This is a genomic window from Lentibacillus populi (assembly GCA_014642895.1).
Taxonomy (GTDB): Bacteria; Bacillota; Bacilli; order Bacillales; family Amphibacillaceae; genus Lentibacillus_C; species Lentibacillus_C populi.
The window spans coordinates 72,378-90,233 of record BMJD01000006.1 but is presented as its reverse complement, the minus strand read 5'-3'; the positions used below and the strand labels follow the sequence as shown (position 1 = coordinate 90,233).

The window sequence follows — 17,856 nt, the reverse complement described above, 5'->3', positions numbered from 1 at the left end:
GATGAAACAAGCAAGTATTCTATGCTTTGGTTTTTTCTCATAAGTTGAAAAAAAGCTGATTCTTATCCATCTCTATTTGTTATTAAGATCTTTCATTCGTTTAACAGCCGCAGCCCATTCCTTATCCGGATCTGCCCCTTGTTGGACATTTTTTAATGCATTGAGTACTTCGTCCTGAGTCGGCGTGTATTTGTCACCTTTATAGATAAAACTGATATCTTGAGCTGCTTCCGCAAAATATTTCGATGTACTTTGACCGCCAAAAAATTCATCTTTTATGTTTTTGAATTCGTCCATCTCGTAAACTTCTGGCGATGATGGGAAAAGACCTGCATCACTTTTGAATGATTTCAACTGATTATCAGGCGACACTAACCATTTTGCAAATTCATACGCCTCATCATCATGTTTGGTCTCTTTTGGGATAGTGATATAAGAACCGCCCCAGTTACCAGCAAATTCCTTCGGCAAGGTTGCAATACGGAATTTGCCTGATGCATCCGGTGCATTATCCAACATCCAGCCTTTTAGCCATGCCGCGCCCATTTCAATTGCAAAATCGCCATTATTTACGGCATTTCCCCATTCTGGTGTCCACATATCATATTCACCGACTAGCCCATGCTCGTTTAATTCTACAGCTAAATCATATGCTTTTTTAACAGCATTTCCATCTTTTTCAACTAATAGATTTCCATCTTGATCATAGAAGCTTTCTTCTGCTCCATCGATAACCGCACGGTATGCCATTTCCATACTATCTAGTAAAGGCTTGCCAGTTTTCTCCTTGATCTGTTCTCCGACTTTAATAAGGTCTTCTTTTGACTGAATCAATTTCTGCACTTCATCCGGTTCAGTTGGCAAACCAGCCTCTTCAAACAAATCTGTACGATAGAACATAGCCTTTGGCCCAATATCAGTTGGTAAACCAAATAGGAAATCACCCTCCATGCTTTCGCCTATTTTCCATTTCCAATCCAAATATTTATCTTGAATTTTTTCGGCACCTAAATCATACAAGTTTACGAATCTATCTTTTGCTTCCTTGAATCGATCAAATTGATCTATCTCTACCATGGCCAGATCCGGTGCACCACTTCCTGCAGATAATGCTGTGAATAAGCTGTTATGATGATCAGCGTTTTCGGAAGTTTTTACTTTAATTTTGACCCCAGGATGTTCCTTTTCATATTCCTTAGCCAATTCGTCATAATTCGTTGCACCAAATACCCAAAAATCCAACGTGACATTTCCATCTTCGTCTTTATCACTTGAGGCTTTATCGCCGCACGCTGCAAGTGAAAAGACAAGTGTCACCATGATACCAATCATTAACAGTAATTTGCTTCTTTTCATTAAAATTACCCCCTGCGAGTTATAAATTTATAAATAGCTAACTTTCATACTTGATTTTATTAAATTAGGTTTATACACCTCCTTCATTATAGTGGCTTGCACGTAAAAGGTATCCATAACCGGAAACCGGTTTCCTTAACAGCAAAATTTACCTGTCTTCCCTATCCAAGAAACCGCTTTCTTTGTTTATTATATTATCTAATTTTATAAAAATCAATACTAATATGCTGAATTTCAGAAACCGATTTCCTAAGCAAGTGTATTTTTTCATGTATTCGAGAGTTTTATGTTATCGGGGAATTTGTGAATCCCTTTGTAAAATAGATTTAATTGCCATTAGATTCTGGGAAGAGCTGACCCACAATCAACAATTCTAAACAATATATTGATCCGGAAGCAAGCGTATAGCCAAAGCATTCGACGAGTTTGGACTTGATAAGGAAATCACAAGTGGAAAACATACCCGGATGTTGTATTGGATACAGCCGGATATGTTTTCCACGATCAAGATTATCCGCAGCCCATCGTAATATTTGAAATCCAATTATATATTAACTGCACAATCGGTTAATGCATCAATATCGGTAATTTTAATCCTTCGATGGCCGGTCTGTGCTATCCAGCTGTTTGTCTGAAAACTGGACAGTCTCCTGCTGATTGTTTCCTGGGTAGTCCCGAGGTAGGAGGCCAAATCCTTTTTGCTCATCGGCAGCATAATATCCATTGAATTCTTTTGCTGTGCAAGCTCAACCAAATAACCGGCAAGGCGCGTTTCCACATCCTTCGTACTCAACTGTCCAACAAGTTTTTCCGTTTGATCCAGGCGGTTACTGAATTGCTCCAAAATTTTAATCGCTATAGTAGGATATGTCTGCATCAGCTCTTGCATATCCTTCCGATGAATCGCACATATCTCGGTTTTCTCCATTGCCTCTGCATAGCTGTCCAGCATTTTTTCCGAAAAAAGGGCAAGTTCTCCCATAAATTCACCTGTCTCCAGAATCCGCAGTAATTGTTCCTTACCCGATTCAAACAGCTGATAAATTTTCACCCGGCCTTTATGGACAATATATAAATATTCCAACGGGTCACCTTCCTGATAAATAAACTCTCCCTTTTGGAATGTAATGCTTCTGCTCTTTTTAACAATTTCGAGCATTTCATGATTTGCTAAATGATTGAAAAAGGGTACCTTGGAAATGCATAATTGTTTTCCACGACGATCAGGCATCTTGTTTTTTATTCCTCCCATGATTTTTATAAGTGCGTGTTCAAAGTCGCCGAATCGGGTCTAGAAGGTCGAGGCGGCGCAGCTTTGAGCACCGGAGTGTACATAAAAAGGCACATGAGGAGCGGAAAAGCAAGCGAGCGACACGATTCGTCGCTTATCATTTGGTGACTTTTTGAACATCCTCTATAAGTACTATTATACATTATTTAGTTCGTAGCAAAGTAAAAACTACCTTGCTCTTACAAACGTTCATCAATTTGACGATTTTTAATGAAGGAAATGGGGTTTAATTATAGAATATCTACTATATGCAAAAATAAGGAGTGATTTTTTGGCGTATAACAATAGAAGAACACCAATAGAGATTCTAAAACTTGAAGCGGCTTTACGACGACTTGCTGACGGACATCTGCTAAGGCCTCGAATTGAAGAAGATCTACGCAAACGACATGCAGGGTTTCATGGTGAAAAATCAATTGACTATCATTTATCCTTCTTCGAGCATGAACATCATTTATTTCATCATGGACTACGGCTCCCCTGGAAAGATACTCATTTTCAAATTGATTCCCTTATCACCACACCGTCTATGATTATCCCATTAGAAGTAAAAAATATGATTGGAAGACTATTCTTTGATGAACCAGCACAACAGTTAATTCAAACAACTCCAGATGGAACAGTAAAGTCCTATCCATATCCATTAACCCAAGCCAACCGACACGTCCTGCAGCTACAATCATGGCTGCAACAACACCATTTTCCGGTCCCACCGATCATACCATTTGTCGTTATCAGCAATTCATCAACTATAATAGATACAAATTCCAAGGACAAATTATTTTATGACAAAGTGGTGCATGCGATGAATTTACCGTTTAAACTAAAGACCCTTCCCAAACGCTATCCAGATAAATTACTGTCGCCTCTTCAACAGAGAAATTTATCTGAGCAGCTTATCAAAAAGCATGTCACTGCCAACCCGGACATCCTTCAGTGGTATGGAATTGACAAACATGAAATTCGAAACGGATTATATTGTGAAAATTGCAAGGACCTCACTATGGAGCGAATACGAGGTAACTGGAAGTGTAACAGATGTGGACTTCTAAATAAAAAAGCGCATATTAGAGGATTGCTTGATCATTACCTATTAATTGGGTCCACCATTACAAACCGCCAATATAAATCATTTGTACGATTGAACTCAATCTCAATAGCCACAAAGCAGCTGCAATCGTTAGGGTTGCAATCGACAGGAACTTTTAAGGATCGTAAATACCTACTCGAATTGGATGCATTGCTTAACCTGTTATGACTCGGATAGTATTTCCGCTCGTTTGGATAGTATTTGGTCTGATTCGGATAGTATTTTCCTTTTTCGGATAGTATTTTACTCATTTTGGATAGTATTTGACCCTTTTCGGACAGTAAATCGGTCAAGTTCAGGCTCAACCCCAAATCCAAGCAAAAGCCAGGACGCCACAAAAGCGCCCTGGCCAATCATTAGCATTTCTCTGGTGTACCTTCGCGATTTTTCGCTTTGAACGATGAACCACAGCCACATGATACGATAGCATTCGGATTATCGATCGCAAACCCGCCGCCCATCATATTTTCTTTAAAGTCAATTGTCGTACCTTCTATAATCGGAATATCCTGTTTAAATATGACAACGGGAATGCCGTTAATTTCGTCAACCATATCCAGTTCTTCATTTACATCATAATCGAAACCTAAAGAATAGGATAATCCACTGCAGCCGCCACCCTTGATACCAAACCTGAGGCGAACATTTTCTTCTTCGTCTTTCATCATTTCCTTTACTTGACCAGCAGCGTTCTCTGTCAATGTAATAACCATTTCATGTCCTCCTTTTCATTTTCCGATGGCCCACCAACGATCTGTTACTCTTTAGTATACTAACAGTTCTATCCTGATTCAAACGATTTAACTCAAGTAAAACACACCCGTGGCAATGACTTCTGCTCCGCCTGTCATCCAAACCTGGCCTTGTTTATCCCAATGTATAAACAAATCTCCACCACTTAAGTGGACACATATTCGTTCGCCCTTTTTCATAAAACCATTCAAAATTGCTGCTACCACTGCCGCACATGCCCCAGTACCGCACGCCTCTGTTACGCCCGATCCGCGTTCCCAGACACGAAAATTCATTTCACGGTCAGATAGTATTTCGACAAACTCGACGTTAACGCCTTCGGGAAAACGGGCATCTTTTTCAATAACCGGCCCTAGTTCGTGTAACGGTGCGTCTTCAATCGAATCCACAAAAAATACAGCATGTGGGTTCCCCATAGAAATAGCTGTTACCTGTAATTGCTGCCCGTCAACTGCAAATGGTTCAGCAATAATCTTACTTGCAGGTCCCCCAAGCATCGGGATTTGCTCACGCTTTAATCGTGGTTCACCCATATTAATTGTAATTTCTTTTATATCATCATTTTCATCCAGTTCTACCGCTGCCTCAACAACATTTGCTTTTGTTTCAATCCAAAACTTTCTAAAAGAAACAATGTTATTCTCTGAAACGTACTTCGCCACACAACGCAAGCCATTCCCGCACGTATTTCCTTCCGAACCGTCTTTGTTAAAAATCCGCATGCCAACATCAGCTACTTCACTCGGCTGAATTAAAATTAACCCATCCGATCCGATCCCGGTGTGCACATCAGAAACCGCTCTTGCTAATCGAGGCAGCATCTCCTCCTTGATTTCAAAACGAAATAAATCGAGATAAATATAATTATTGCCTAGCCCATGCATTTTTGTAAAAGGTATTTCCATCAATAGTCCTCATTTCCTTATGCTAAAAGTTTCACACCATGTTGATCCAAAGCCTGATAAATTGTTTTTAATCTGGGAATTCCCTCTGCAACCATTTCATCATTGACAAAAATGATTGGGAAAAACATATCCTCCTCCAATACACGTTTCGCAAATTGCTTATGCTTTCCTGCTTCTGGTGGCTTGTTTATATCAATATATTCATATTCTACAACATCAGCATTATATTTTCTGGCGATTGCTGCCTGGAGCCACTCATACGTATCCTTTGAACCTGGTGCACCTACACAGCTTGCACAAATTTGCTCTGCCCCGTAAATTGTAATCGTTACCTTCTTCCTCCCCATTAGCAAAACCTCCACCATTGTAGTTACTTTTATTTTACAAAAACTTTAATAAAAGATAAAATAATACTATCTGGATTACTAAGCATATAAATTCCCAATAGATTTTTTTCGTTATTCAGCTTATAATAGTACCAAGAAAGGAGAAGATGGATAATGCGAGAACAAGTTCGCGAAGTACTGGAAAAATTACGTCCATTCTTACTGCGTGATGGCGGCGATGTGGAGTTAATTGATGTTGATGAAGATGGTATTGTACTTATTCGTCTTATGGGAGCATGTGGCAATTGCCCGAGCTCAACCATCACTTTGAAAGCCGGAATCGAGCGTGCGTTAATGGCCGAGGTTCCAGGTGTAACGGAGATTGAACAGGTATTCTAAATCGATAATATGGCAGACACTTCCTAAGTGTCTGCCTTTTTCCTTCTTAAACCGGGGTCATCGGTTCCTCTCCATTTAATACATTTCGGATATTTTCCAAGCATAAACGAGCCATTTCCATACGTGTTTCTACACTAGCCGATCCAATATGCGGGAGGCAAACGACATTCTCCAATTGCAAAAGCGGATGGTCTTTTCTGATCGGTTCCTTTTCGAAAACATCCAGCCCGGCAGCACGTATTTCCTTTTTTACCAATGCCTTATAAAGCGCGCATTCATCCACTACTCCACCGCGTGACACATTGATAAAAATCCCCGATTGCTTCATCTTTTCAAATGCCTGCTGATCAAACATCCGCTCTGTTTCCTTTGTCAGCGGGATCACCGACACGACAAAATCGGATTTTCCAAGGATTGTATCAAAATCAGCATATACTGCATGCAGCTGTTCTTCCGCACGAGGATGCCGCGATCGGTTATGATACAAAATGTCCATGCCAAAACCGCTGGCACGTCTCGCAATCGCCGTACCAATCCGCCCCATTCCAACAATCCCGATTGTTTTATGATGTATATCTGATCCAGCAAGTAAAAGGGGTGACCAATACTGCCAGTGGTCTGCTTTGATATAATCACTTGCTTCCATCATTCTTCTTGCGGTGGTCATTAGCAAAGCGAACGCCAAATCAGCTGTTGTTTCCGTCAGCACGTCTGGTGTATTCGTAACAGTAATGCCTAATTTTGCTGCAGCTTTCACATCGATATTGTCATAGCCAACTGCCATGTTGGCGACAATTTTTAAATGGGAGGCATGCTCCAGCACTTCCTGATCTATTTTCTCCGTTAACAGACAAAATAGCCCATCTGCATCTTTTACTTCCTTTATTAGCAAATCTCTTGGAACCGGTACATCCTCCCTTTCCCACATGCGAATATGGAATAATTTCCGGTATGGTTCAATCACTTCTTCTGGAAGTTTTCTTGTGATATAAATACTGCTTTTTGTCATCATGCCTCACCTCATGTATAATCCTTCTTATACCCAGTGTAACACAGGAATCTGTAGACCTTGATGATCAATTCCTAAATCGTCAAAAAACTCTCCCAGCCGTTTTTCATAGACGGTTTGTTTCGCTAATAAATGAGTTAATTCCTGATCAAGCAGATCTGAATCCTCTTGGTTAAACCCCCTCTCCAACACGTCAAACAGATGGATAGGAAAAATTAATCTGGCATACAATAGTCTCCAGCTGAATACTGATAATGGTCGAATCGATTGGTAGTCATGGAGAAATAAATTCAGATCGTTTTTTTTGTTTCCATCCTGTAAAAATAAATAGCGAACATGTTCCGCCAAGTCTCTTACCGGATGATCATACACTAAACGATCGGTCCAAATAACGGGCTTCGTTATACTATCCTGATAACGTTTAAAGGCTATTGTACCTTGATCAGCATTGTCAAAACGATATTCCTGTTCTGTTTCCTGGACGTATTGAATTGCATTTTCACTTAATCCGATGATATAGGGAAATGCATCCTTGACCCGTCGATAATAATCACAAGGATGTTCTTCTGCCTCCTGACTCAACTTTTTTTCAAATCCGGTCAGTTTATTAATCCATAGCTGTTTCCATTGACCATAACTGGATATTTTCTGTGGTTCATAGCGATACGTTGCTCCGAGCTCGTGAAATTCAGCCAGCTGTCTGCCGGGAGAAGATGGATTACGCTCTCCCAATAAGTTCACCTGTAAAACGAGATAGTGTTTCCCCTGATATTCCAGAAACCAATCACCATGCCTCGTCTGAATCGGAAGCGCGGTGTGATGATAATTGTTTTCTGCTAAATAATATGCAAGTGCCGCTTGTTCCATATGAATAGCTTCCTTGTTGTCTGCCGAAATGATAAAATAGATATATTCACCATTTTTATTGCCATATCGGTTATCCAGCATTACGGTCCCTTCCGTTTGGATATCATAATATGTAGCAAGTAAGTCCTGCAAAAAGATCCCTCCTGTAAAAGCCTATTTATTATAGTCTATGTTGGTCAGCAGCACTTTTTTACTTGGGATCTCGAAATATATAAATGAAAGGTGATCATGATGGATAAAAATACAAAACAAAGTGAATTGGAATTAAAAGCAAGGGAATGGTTAACGGAAAGAGGCGTCACCCTTGATGATATCGCTGAACTTGTTTATTACTTACAAGTAAAGTACCATGATGATTTAAGTATGGAAGAATGTAGATTTAATGTTGATCGCGTCTTAACGAAAAGAGAAGTGCAAAATGCGATTCTCACCGGAATTCAGCTTGATAAACTTGCTGAGCAGAATAAATTGGATCATCCTCTCCAGCAAACCATTGAAACAGACGAAAGCTTATATGGTGTCGATGAAATCATTGCCCTGTCAATTGTCAATGTATATGGTTCGATTGGGTTCACAAATTATGGTTACATTGATAAACAAAAACCAGGAATTCTTGAACGGTTAAATGATAAATCAACCGGTGAGTGTCACACATTCCTTGATGATATTGTTGGGGCAATCGCCGCTGCTGCATCGAGCAGACTTGCACACGGCAGTGCTGATGTGAAACAGCTGGATGATTAGTGAGTAAGGGAGTGCCTAAAACAGCACTCCCTTTCATATGTAGTCCATCCACTCCGATAAATTTTGCACATGATATGTCGGTTTCTTTTCCATTTTAGGAAAATCTTCAAATGGTGTCACACCAGTAAACACCATTAACGTATCAATACCAGCACGTATACCGGCAAGGATGTCTGTATGATAATTATCTCCTACCATTAATGTCTGTTCTTTTGCAAAACCAAGTGCCGTTAATGCTTCATTCGTAATAATCTTCTCCGGTTTCCCGATAAAAATCGGCTCCTTACCAGTGCTGACAGTGATGACCGCGGTAAGTGCGCCGTTTCCCGGAACAAGTCCTCGTTCAGTCGGAATGGCAATATCACTGTTTGTCGAAATAAACGATGCCCCATTGCGAACAGCTAAAGTTGCCGCTGCCAGTTTTTCATAATTAATGTCACGATCAATACCGACAACAACAAAATCTGCATCATCATCGGTAATCAGCAAGTCTTCGCTTTGTATTGCATCAATTAACCCTTCTTCGCCAATTACAAAACAGCGAGCATCCTTTTTAAGCTGCTTGATGTACTTGGCAGTTGCCATACTTGAGGTAAACACACTATCCTGTGTTGATCTTATCCCCATTCCGGACAATTTTTCCGCTATTTGTGCCTGGGTTTTCGATGAATTATTCGTTAAAAATAAATACGGAATCCCTTTTCGATGTAATGCTTCTACAAATTCAGCAGCTGCTTCAACACGCTCATTGCCACGATACATTGTTCCGTCCAAATCAATTAAATATGCGCTGTATTTTTTCACGTTAGTGGCGCCTCTTTTCTTTATTACTCATTCGAAAATGCATTTGCCACACCTAACTCATTATCAAGGTAATAGCGTACATGCGTACTAAATTGATCGAGCACATCTTTGTTATCCAAAATAGTAGTACTTAAGTTTTGATGATCAATCGTTAAATAATCCTTTACAACCATTTTTCGCAGCTGAATCATTTCTTTGTAAACAGCTTCATCCTCTTTTGGTAAGACCTTCTCGTCAATTAAAATATCAATTATATCGTCAAATCCGCCTGGGTCCCGCATAATAAAACCGTCAATCATCATGTTGCCAACGTCAAGAATAGCTTCTGCAACCATTTGTGTAATTCGTTCCAAACCAAGCTTTTCCATAACCGAATTAACATATAACCCTTCTGCTTCTTGAAGCAAAAAGTCCATATATGCAAGTGTTTGTTCAATTTTTTCACGATCAACAAAATACATTTCCTTTACCCCCAGCTGTCCAAGTAGTTTTACTATACCACATTAAAAATGATCCATTAAGCAAAACGTGGTATAGTGAAACAAATATCATTATTGAGTGAGGAGAATTACATGCGCAGAACATTTGATTATTTAAAAGATGAAACGGTGACAAAAGAAGTTCGGTATGTCAGTTTTATGGGCAAATTTCACCGGTATGATTTTGCATTTATCAAAGATAAAGAAGATCCGCAAAAAAAGATTGTAATTGATTTGCGCAAGAACCACTTTGCCATATTGGGACCGGAAGATATTGCGGAAAAAGGAAGAATGGAACACGTATTTCAGGTTACGGAAATAGAAGCAGATGAGATACGCACCTTTTTGGGCGAAATATTTCAAGCTTAACAACCTGAATATACTGCCCGGACAGAAGCTTGGCTAATTAATACCAGCAATTGGCATGATATAACCTTTCTTTTTGCAAAAACTATTTAGAGGCTTGCTTATAAGAAAGGGTGTATGAAATGGGAAAAAAGGATAAAAAGCATTACTCGGATTTTTCCAACGTGAACCGGAGAGAAAATTTTTTAATCCCGGAAGAATTTCCGGAGGGTCCAGTTGGCTCACCAATCAACGAAGATAAGCCTATTACTTCAAGCAAGTCAACCCCTTGGACTGACCATCAGCGTCGTGACAGCGCTTTTGTATTTCCTTACCGGGAGCTACATGAAGATTTGCCACGACAAACTCCTGGCGCCCACCCGATCCACGACGAGCCTGACGATGTCCACCCGCAACAGGAAGAATAGGAACTGTCCCCCGGTACGTTAATTCATTAAAATAGCGGGGGACTGCCCTCCTACTTATCGATCTTTTTTAAAACAAAATAAGCACAGCCAAAATTACAATATTCATACAAATAATCATCAAGCGCACTAATTTTTGTATCAAACGATGCCTTTGCATTGTGATCAGCATAAAACCCTTTTAATCTAAGCTGATCATAACCCCAGTCGCCCACAATATAGTCATATTTCGATAATATATCCGAATACCGGTCATGCAGTGCTGTTTCCTTAAAAGCATTTTTAATGTTTTCAATAATTTCATAATATTTTCCTTGAATTTCAATCAACTCTTTCACCCCACTTACCTTGGTTATAGTTTATCACACTTATTCGAACGGTAACCAGAAATTACAAAGCTTAACCTTTTATATTATCCGTATGATTTTTTAGGAGCACTGCAAACTAACAGGTGAGGGGAATATCATCTTGCCTTTAGGAGGTCAATCGATGAAATGGAAGGTTTTTCTATCATCTGTCTTAAGCTTGGCAATTGTTGCTGGATGTAATGGGGGAAACAATGCAACAAGTGAACAAGAGCAAATATCCGATGAATTGGATCCAACATGAGAACATACACCAACAGACCAGGAGACGGATAATAAACTTGGTTATGTTCGCTACGATAAGGATCAATTAAATAGTGATACGGAGCGTAATCATTCCGTTCGAATCGACCGTACCAGAATGGCTGACATGATTACACGGCTGATTTTGCGTAATGAGGGATTTGATGAGGTTGCTACACTTGTTACCGACGAAGAAGTGCTGATTGCCTACCAAAAAAACGATAACCTGGATGACAGGACTGCAGCGGATATTGCCAGTAAAACAGCTAAATCAACGATGCCTGGATTTTTTGACGTTTACGTTTCCGACAACGGAACATTGATGAACGATATCCAAAGTCTGCATAATTCAAGTGCGACAAATAAAAATTATGACAACACAATAGAACAGATTATTAATGAGATGAACAAATCCCCGCAAGGAAGAGATGACAACAAGCAAAAATAAGATTAAATTTCAGGTTGACATGAATATCCCAAACTTTCCGATCCTCCACAAAGGGGGCGGCAAAAAAAGACCGCCCTCTTTGCCTATATAAAAATTTGAGGTGACATAAGATGTTCAACAAACGTACTTATATGTTCCTTTTTTTCCTGTTCCTTTCCTTTATACTGGGGGCTGAACAAACATCTGCGGACGATTCCATTTATAAAAAGCGAATGTCTCTATATAAAAAAACGGAAGCCGTAACGCAAATCCCGTGGTATTACATTGCTGCTATTGACCAATATGAACGGAATACGGAAAAAGACACATCTAATGAAAAAGTAATTTCCATATCTTTTCCTGACGAGCTGTGGTATGGACTCGGAAACAGTGCTATGATTACAGATCAGGACGTAATTGCCTTTTTCAGTGGTATTGGCAAGGATGGAAACGGAGATAAAAAAGCTGACCCCGGTAACCCAGAGGATGCTTTATTCACAATGGCTAACTGGCTCTTAAGCTACGGACCAACAAAAGATGATATAAAAATCGGACTGTGGCATTACTACAAACGTGATCTGACCGTACAAACCATTATGAGTACTGCCAAGGTGTTCCAACAGTTTCAAAAATTAAATCTGAAGGATCGGGACTTTCCGGTATCCATTAAGTATAATTACAGTTACCGGAGCACATGGGGGGATAGACGCGGTTTTGGCGGCGTACGTATCCATGAAGGAACAGATATTTTCGCAGGCTACGGCACCCCGGTAAAATCAACAACCTATGGGGTTATCGAAATGAAAGGCTGGAACTTATATGGCGGCTGGCGGCTTGGAATCCGGGATATTAATAACATTTATCATTATTACGGACATTTAAGCGGCTATGACGATAAGATTAAAGTTGGTCAGGTGGTCAAGCCTGGTGATGTGCTTGGCAGTGTCGGTTCAACTGGATACGGCCCTCCAGGAACATCGGGAAAATTCCCGCCACACCTGCATTATGGAATGTATAAAGATAATGGCTATAGTGAATGGTCCTTTGACCCATATCCATATTTACGAAAATGGGAACGAATGGCCAGACAGAAATAGGTAGTTGTTGTAAAGAAAAGCTTATCCTCGCGCTCGGGTTAATTGTCCAGCTCTGGGGTTGATATTTTCGCCCCGCTTGCTTGATCCAGACGCTGAAATGTGAAACGAGCGTCGTTATCAAAAGATAACGACGCTCGTATGTTTAATTTGAGTTTGATTGCTTCGACTTCTTCACTGCATTTGCAATACTTGCTGCCAAACCACCCCAGATAATAACAATACCAAGGATCGCAACAACGATAGCTCCAGTACTCATTATTTTGCCTCCTTAGCTCTAGATTCTTCTTCTCCTTGCACTGTTTTCCATTTGCTCAGTGACATGATCACACCAACAACAAGAGCTGCTATCGCAACAAACCAACCACTGTACACAATAAAGGAATCAGGATAGCCTTCATAGTTGCCGGTAGGTGTATCAAAAGCTCTTGTCAGATTATCCCTTAATAACCCGTACATCATGTACCCGAGTACAAGTGGTGTGATGAAACCTAAGCTAATCGTCCACCATGAACCTAGTCGAATATCAGAAATTTCATTCGCATGTGCTTTAAATTCACCAAGCTTACGCAATCCCCAAGCAACAAAGATAACCTCGACTAATCCAAGTAAAGCGACACCGAATTGATTAATAAAGTAGTCGGTTGCATCGAGGAAGTTAAGACCGCCTCTTGTTGCAAATAGCAAGGAAATGATTGCAGCTAATCCACCGCCAAACAATACTGCCTTCCCTCTGGAGATTTTAAATTTATCAACCAGTCCTGCGACATATGTCTCGGTAATCGACATTAACGAGGTTAATCCCGCGAGTACCAATGAAAGGAAGAATAAAACGCCAAACAATTCGTTCAATGCCGGGAACTGATTAATGATTTGTGGAAACACAACAAATGCTAATCCGACACCACCAGCTACAACTTCATCTACAGAAACACCTTGCTGGGCAGCCATAAATCCAAGTACGGAGAATACGCCAATCCCTGCCAGCAATTCAAAGCTTGAGTTACCGAAGCCAGTAATAAATGCATTGTTCGTAATATCCGATTTCTTCGGCAAATAACTGGAGTACGTAATCATGATCGCAAATGCAATTGACAAGCTAAAGAATATTTGCCCATATGCAGCCACCCAAACTCCTGGCTCAGCAATTTTTGAAAAGTCAGGTTCAAAAAATGCATTTAACCCGTCAATTGCTCCAGGTAATGTAATTGCTCGAATAACGATGATTAAGAAAATGATAACCAATGCCGGAATAAATATTCGGTTCGCAATTTCGATACCTTTTTTAACGCCTTTAAATAAAATTCCGAGTACAAGTATCCAAACAATAATCAACGGAATCAATACACCTGGTACTAAACCGCCAATCTGTCCAGGGTCTGCCAAATGCAGATAGTCGTTAAACAGAAATGATTCTGTGTCGGTTCCCCAGCTCAGCTTGAATGAAAAGACCGAAAAGGATATTGCCCAAGCAATAATAACGGAATAATACGTAGATATGACAAAAGCAACTGCTACTGCCCACCAGCCAATAAATTCCGACTTTTTATTCATTTTACTGTACGTTAATGGCGCTGACCCCCGATATTTATGCCCCATTGTGAATTCCATGATTAATATCGGAATTCCTGCTGTTAACAGTGCGAATAAATATGGGATAAAGAATGCTCCACCACCATTTTCATACGCTACCGATGGAAAACGCCAAATATTCCCGAGTCCGATTGCAGACCCTACAGCAGCCATGATAAAACCTGCTCGTGTTCCCCACTGTGAACGATTTTCCATTTTTTGACCTCCTCTTACCTGATTTCTTTCCCTATTTTAAATGTATTACAGGAAATAAAAATCTTTACTTTTTTCTGATATTTATGCTTGTATTATACCGGTACTTTTTGACTATGTCAAAGTAAATCATTTTACAGGAATAAAAATTCCCCCACACACATCGTGTATAGGGGAATTTCCTAGTTTTTCACCCTTGTCTTTGCCAAAAAGTGAATCAAGGAACCAATGATAATCAGGACAATAAGCGCAGCACATAATGCTAGTGCCATTTGATTCGTCCATCCAATTACTAAGTAACCTACACATGAGGCCAAAGCAACCAGCAGCGCATAAGGCAATTGGGTTAAAACATGATCAATGTGATTTACACCTGCACCAGTTGAGGATAAAATCGTTGTATCCGAAATTGGTGAGCAGTGATCGCCAAACACAGATCCTGCAAGTACTGCGGCAAGCGTTGGAAGCAGCATATTCACGTCTGTTAAAACGGTGACCTCTGCAGCAATTGGCAGCATAATGCCGAACGTTCCCCAGGAGGTACCGGTAGCCAATGCCATAAAACCGGCAATAATGAAAAATAGAAATGGTAACAATGCCGGATTGATGGATGCATCGTTAACTAATCGTGCCAAATAGTCTCCCGTTTCCAATGTGCTAATGATGGAACCAATCATCCATGCCAGTAGCAATATATAGATAGCCGGAAGCATTGCCTTGATTCCTTCCCAAATAATGTTTCCGACATTTGCTTTAGGCTTTCGTTGGCTTAAATGAAAAATAAATGCAGTCAAAACCGCTAACAGGCCACCAGTAAAAAGTGATACATTTACATTTGTATTTGCGAAAATCGTCAGGAGACTGGCATCTCCACCATCTTGATATCCAGTAACAATCATCGCCGTTACCGTTGCCACAACAAGCACCAGGATGGGTACAATCAAGTGATACACCTTGCCATTTTCATGGGGTTTAAACGTTTCCTGCAAATCTCCTGGTACTTTTTCGTTAGAATTTACTACTTCACCCGTTTCGATTGCGCGATTTTCATGTTTCAACATCGGCCCGAAGTCAATTTTCATACAAGCGACAAGAAATACGAGCAGCAATGCGCCGATTGCGTAAAAATTATACGGAATCATTTTTATAAAAGCTTCTAGCGGCTGGATATCTGTGATCCCATTTGCCGCAAATAAACTTCCCAGCAAACCGATGATGTATGCGCCCCAACTGGATATTGGGGAAATCACGGTCACGGGAGCGGATGTTGAATCGATAAAGTAGGCTAATTTTGCCCGTGAGACACGATGCCTATCCGTCAGCGGCCTGGCGATTTGTCCAACAGCTAAGGCATTAAAATAATCATCAATAAAAATAATAATTCCAAGAATTGCCGTCATCACCTGGGCTCCGACTCTTGTCTTGACCCGCTTCATCATCCAGTCTCCAAATTCCCGGCTGCCACCTGATGCCGTAATAAATGCCGTCATAATACCTAGAAATAATAAGAAACTTAATAACAGTATATTTCCGGTATTTAACCTCCCATTGCTAACAAAAATCGTATAAAATGTTTCCCAGATTTCGTTTAATGATCCTAAAATATTAAAATCATGAATAAATAATGCCCCAACAATAATTCCCGCTCCTAATGAAAGCAGAACTTTTCTCGTAAGCAACACTAATACAAGCATGAGTACTGCTGGGATTAATGAATAAATTGTTCCTTCCATCATGTCTACCTCCATTATTTTCTAATCAAGTGCATGAAGAAGACTGCAAAATAAGAGGAGACTGTTAGTGATGGAACTAATCCCGCCAAAAACACAAAAAAACAACGATAGAAAATAACCTACCATTGTTTATAAGTATACGTTATCCTCCATTTCGATCAGTAGTTCTCCATGCAGCGTCCAATGCATGACAGTACATCCCTTATTCAAAGACATACCAGCTATAATAAGCTTGACCCTTATTACACTTCGGCAAACAATCCTTTTGCCAATCATCATCGTTGTCATTCTCCGATTGGCTACTCCTATCATTTGCACCTCTACCTCACCGATCTGATAAGGTTCATGATTTAATTATAATTAAATTATACTGGATTATTCGTTATCTTTCAAGTCCTTGTTAAGGTCATCTTTAGGGACAGCTATTGATGGACCATTATTCCCACCTTCACCGTAAAACTCCGGAACACCCAGATTAACTACTCCAGAGTCTACATATACATCCGTACTTACTTCCCTTACATCAGTTGAAAATGGAATAACAACTCGGACTTCCGCTTCTACATGAATAAATACTTTAACCATCGCACTATTTATCCCAAACGCCTCCGCTTTATGAACAACATCGGTTTTTACATTTCCAATAAGCTCCATATTTACAGGAACTTTTGGACCCAAATTGGCCAGTACCGTATTCCCCGTTACCATGCCAAGCGGGATTTCCACTAGTGTGGGATCTTCTTTACGCATTTCTTCAATCGTATTGCCATACTCCAACTCCAAGCTCGAATCCTCGGGTACTTCCCCAGTATTCATCCATTGAAAAAATTCCTCCACCCGGTCTGTAGCATACCGATTTATTTCATTAACAGCTGCAGTATTAATTTTCCAGGAGGTAATCTCCCCTTCATTGTTCCTGGTAAATTCAGATACATCTTCAAAATCGTAGCCCTCCGCAAACCTAACTGCCGCGTTTATCCCACGAGTGGCAAATTCATTTGATTTTGATTTTGCAATATCCATTAACGCCGGTTCTATACCTTTATTCACAATAAAAATAGCAAACCAGATCATCAACAGGAATAAAATCATCGTAATGACCACAATATTTTTCACTGGAGGTGGTGTTCGTTTTTTTCGAAAAAATGGTTGTCGTCGCAGCAATATGAAAACCCCCCTAAAACAATCTATGCTTGTTTTAGGGGGGTTAGACTTGGCATTTTATATTATTTTTGACAAGCTGAATCTGTAATATTGACAGCAGACGTAAAGTCCACTTCATACGGTTCTTGCGGGATTATGTTCATCGGTATTCCAGTATGTTTAGCAACCTTCGGGTTTGGTTCAGGAACTTTTTGTCGAACTTCAGCAACTTTTCATGAAATTTCAGCATCTTCCATGTAAGAGGGCAATTTT

General features: G+C 40.1%; 20 protein-coding genes, 1 pseudogene and 1 riboswitch. Of the genes and pseudogenes, 7 read left to right on the top strand and 14 right to left on the bottom strand.

Annotation, left to right across the window (positions count from 1 at the left end; translation table 11 throughout):
* Positions 1-72 precede the first annotated feature (72 nt).
* Complete coding sequence (locus tag IEX12_RS06330) at positions 73-1,356, bottom strand: ABC transporter substrate-binding protein (protein ID WP_188724801.1); 1,284 nt, start codon at positions 1,354-1,356, stop codon at positions 73-75.
* Between the two features lie 544 nt (positions 1,357-1,900).
* A complete protein-coding gene (locus tag IEX12_RS06325) occupies positions 1,901-2,587 on the bottom strand; it encodes a Crp/Fnr family transcriptional regulator (RefSeq protein WP_286170956.1) in 687 nt (228 codons plus the stop codon).
* A 331-nt stretch (positions 2,588-2,918) separates the two neighbouring features.
* Here IEX12_RS06325 and IEX12_RS06320 point away from each other — a divergent pair, with 331 nt between their 5' ends.
* Positions 2,919-3,905, top strand: coding sequence for a nuclease-related domain-containing protein (locus IEX12_RS06320; protein WP_188724799.1), 987 nt, complete (start codon positions 2,919-2,921; stop codon positions 3,903-3,905).
* 188 nt (positions 3,906-4,093) lie between these two features.
* Here the strand turns inward: IEX12_RS06320 and IEX12_RS06315 are convergent, their stop codons facing one another.
* From IEX12_RS06315 to IEX12_RS06305, 3 genes are all read right to left on the bottom strand, one after another.
* Positions 4,094-4,450 carry a HesB/IscA family protein gene (locus IEX12_RS06315; protein ID WP_102415002.1) on the bottom strand — a complete coding sequence of 119 codons (357 nt, stop codon included), beginning with the start codon at positions 4,448-4,450 and terminating at the stop codon, positions 4,094-4,096.
* An 87-nt stretch (positions 4,451-4,537) separates the two neighbouring features.
* Positions 4,538-5,398, bottom strand: coding sequence for a diaminopimelate epimerase (dapF, locus tag IEX12_RS06310; RefSeq protein WP_371871276.1), 861 nt, complete (start codon positions 5,396-5,398; stop codon positions 4,538-4,540).
* A 14-nt stretch (positions 5,399-5,412) separates the two neighbouring features.
* Positions 5,413-5,742 (bottom strand): YuzD family protein, encoded by a 330-nt coding sequence (locus IEX12_RS06305; protein WP_102415000.1) that lies wholly within the window; start codon positions 5,740-5,742, stop codon positions 5,413-5,415.
* Between the two features lie 153 nt (positions 5,743-5,895).
* Here IEX12_RS06305 and IEX12_RS06300 point away from each other — a divergent pair, with 153 nt between their 5' ends.
* Positions 5,896-6,120, top strand: coding sequence for a NifU family protein (locus IEX12_RS06300; RefSeq protein WP_088053104.1), 225 nt, complete (start codon positions 5,896-5,898; stop codon positions 6,118-6,120).
* Between the two features lie 46 nt (positions 6,121-6,166).
* Here IEX12_RS06300 and IEX12_RS06295 read toward each other — a convergent pair whose 3' ends face one another.
* Entirely contained in the window at positions 6,167-7,129 is a 963-nt protein-coding gene (locus IEX12_RS06295; protein WP_102414999.1) for a 2-hydroxyacid dehydrogenase, read from the bottom strand.
* Positions 7,130-7,156: 27 nt separating this feature from the next.
* Positions 7,157-8,128 carry a YutH/CotS family kinase-like spore coat protein gene (locus tag IEX12_RS06290; protein ID WP_102414998.1) on the bottom strand — a complete coding sequence of 324 codons (972 nt, stop codon included), beginning with the start codon at positions 8,126-8,128 and terminating at the stop codon, positions 7,157-7,159.
* A gap of 99 nt (positions 8,129-8,227) precedes the next feature.
* Here IEX12_RS06290 and IEX12_RS06285 point away from each other — a divergent pair, with 99 nt between their 5' ends.
* Positions 8,228-8,740, top strand: coding sequence for a phosphatidylglycerophosphatase A family protein (locus IEX12_RS06285; protein ID WP_088053101.1), 513 nt, complete (start codon positions 8,228-8,230; stop codon positions 8,738-8,740).
* Positions 8,741-8,773: 33 nt separating this feature from the next.
* On the opposite strand, the gene nucF is transcribed toward IEX12_RS06285, so the two are convergent.
* Both nucF and IEX12_RS06275 read right to left on the bottom strand, forming a co-directional pair.
* Entirely contained in the window at positions 8,774-9,544 is a 771-nt protein-coding gene (nucF, locus tag IEX12_RS06280) for a 5' nucleotidase NucF (RefSeq protein WP_088053100.1), read from the bottom strand.
* 23 nt (positions 9,545-9,567) lie between these two features.
* Positions 9,568-10,005 carry a DUF86 domain-containing protein gene (locus IEX12_RS06275; RefSeq protein WP_088053099.1) on the bottom strand — a complete coding sequence of 146 codons (438 nt, stop codon included), beginning with the start codon at positions 10,003-10,005 and terminating at the stop codon, positions 9,568-9,570.
* 111 nt (positions 10,006-10,116) lie between these two features.
* On the opposite strand from IEX12_RS06275, the gene IEX12_RS06270 reads away from it, so the two are divergent.
* Together IEX12_RS06270 and IEX12_RS06265 are read left to right on the top strand one after the other, a co-directional pair.
* Positions 10,117-10,392, top strand: coding sequence for an SAV0927 family protein (locus IEX12_RS06270; protein ID WP_088053098.1), 276 nt, complete (start codon positions 10,117-10,119; stop codon positions 10,390-10,392).
* Between the two features lie 119 nt (positions 10,393-10,511).
* Positions 10,512-10,796: a hypothetical protein gene (locus IEX12_RS06265; protein WP_088053097.1), complete on the top strand. Its 285-nt coding sequence runs from the start codon at positions 10,512-10,514 to the stop codon at positions 10,794-10,796.
* A 50-nt stretch (positions 10,797-10,846) separates the two neighbouring features.
* Here the strand turns inward: IEX12_RS06265 and IEX12_RS06260 are convergent, their stop codons facing one another.
* Complete coding sequence (locus tag IEX12_RS06260) at positions 10,847-11,122, bottom strand: YutD family protein (protein WP_088053096.1); 276 nt, start codon at positions 11,120-11,122, stop codon at positions 10,847-10,849.
* A 301-nt stretch (positions 11,123-11,423) separates the two neighbouring features.
* On the opposite strand from IEX12_RS06260, the pseudogene IEX12_RS06255 reads away from it, so the two are divergent.
* Positions 11,424-11,849 (top strand): annotated as a pseudogene (locus tag IEX12_RS06255) (YhcN/YlaJ family sporulation lipoprotein); the annotation flags it as partial.
* Positions 11,850-11,959: 110 nt separating this feature from the next.
* Complete coding sequence (locus tag IEX12_RS06250; protein ID WP_088053094.1) at positions 11,960-12,925, top strand: M23 family metallopeptidase; 966 nt, start codon at positions 11,960-11,962, stop codon at positions 12,923-12,925.
* 142 nt (positions 12,926-13,067) lie between these two features.
* Here the strand turns inward: IEX12_RS06250 and IEX12_RS06245 are convergent, their stop codons facing one another.
* The 4 genes from IEX12_RS06245 to yunB form a co-directional block, all read right to left on the bottom strand.
* On the bottom strand, positions 13,068-13,181 hold the full coding sequence (locus IEX12_RS06245; RefSeq protein WP_088053093.1) for a methionine/alanine import family NSS transporter small subunit: 114 nt from the start codon (positions 13,179-13,181) through the stop codon (positions 13,068-13,070).
* Positions 13,181-14,710, bottom strand: a complete 1,530-nt coding sequence (locus tag IEX12_RS06240) for a sodium-dependent transporter (RefSeq protein WP_188724797.1) — start codon at positions 14,708-14,710, stop codon at positions 13,181-13,183. Before IEX12_RS06240 ends, IEX12_RS06245 begins: the two co-directional genes overlap by 1 nt.
* A gap of 179 nt (positions 14,711-14,889) precedes the next feature.
* Positions 14,890-16,440, bottom strand: coding sequence for a Na+/H+ antiporter NhaC family protein (locus tag IEX12_RS06235; protein WP_088053091.1), 1,551 nt, complete (start codon positions 16,438-16,440; stop codon positions 14,890-14,892).
* A 154-nt stretch (positions 16,441-16,594) separates the two neighbouring features.
* Positions 16,595-16,771, bottom strand: a riboswitch (Lysine riboswitch).
* Positions 16,772-16,815: 44 nt separating this feature from the next.
* A complete protein-coding gene (gene yunB / locus IEX12_RS06225; RefSeq protein ID WP_230856010.1) occupies positions 16,816-17,604 on the bottom strand; it encodes a sporulation protein YunB in 789 nt (262 codons plus the stop codon).
* Between the last annotated feature and the right edge of the window lie 252 nt (positions 17,605-17,856).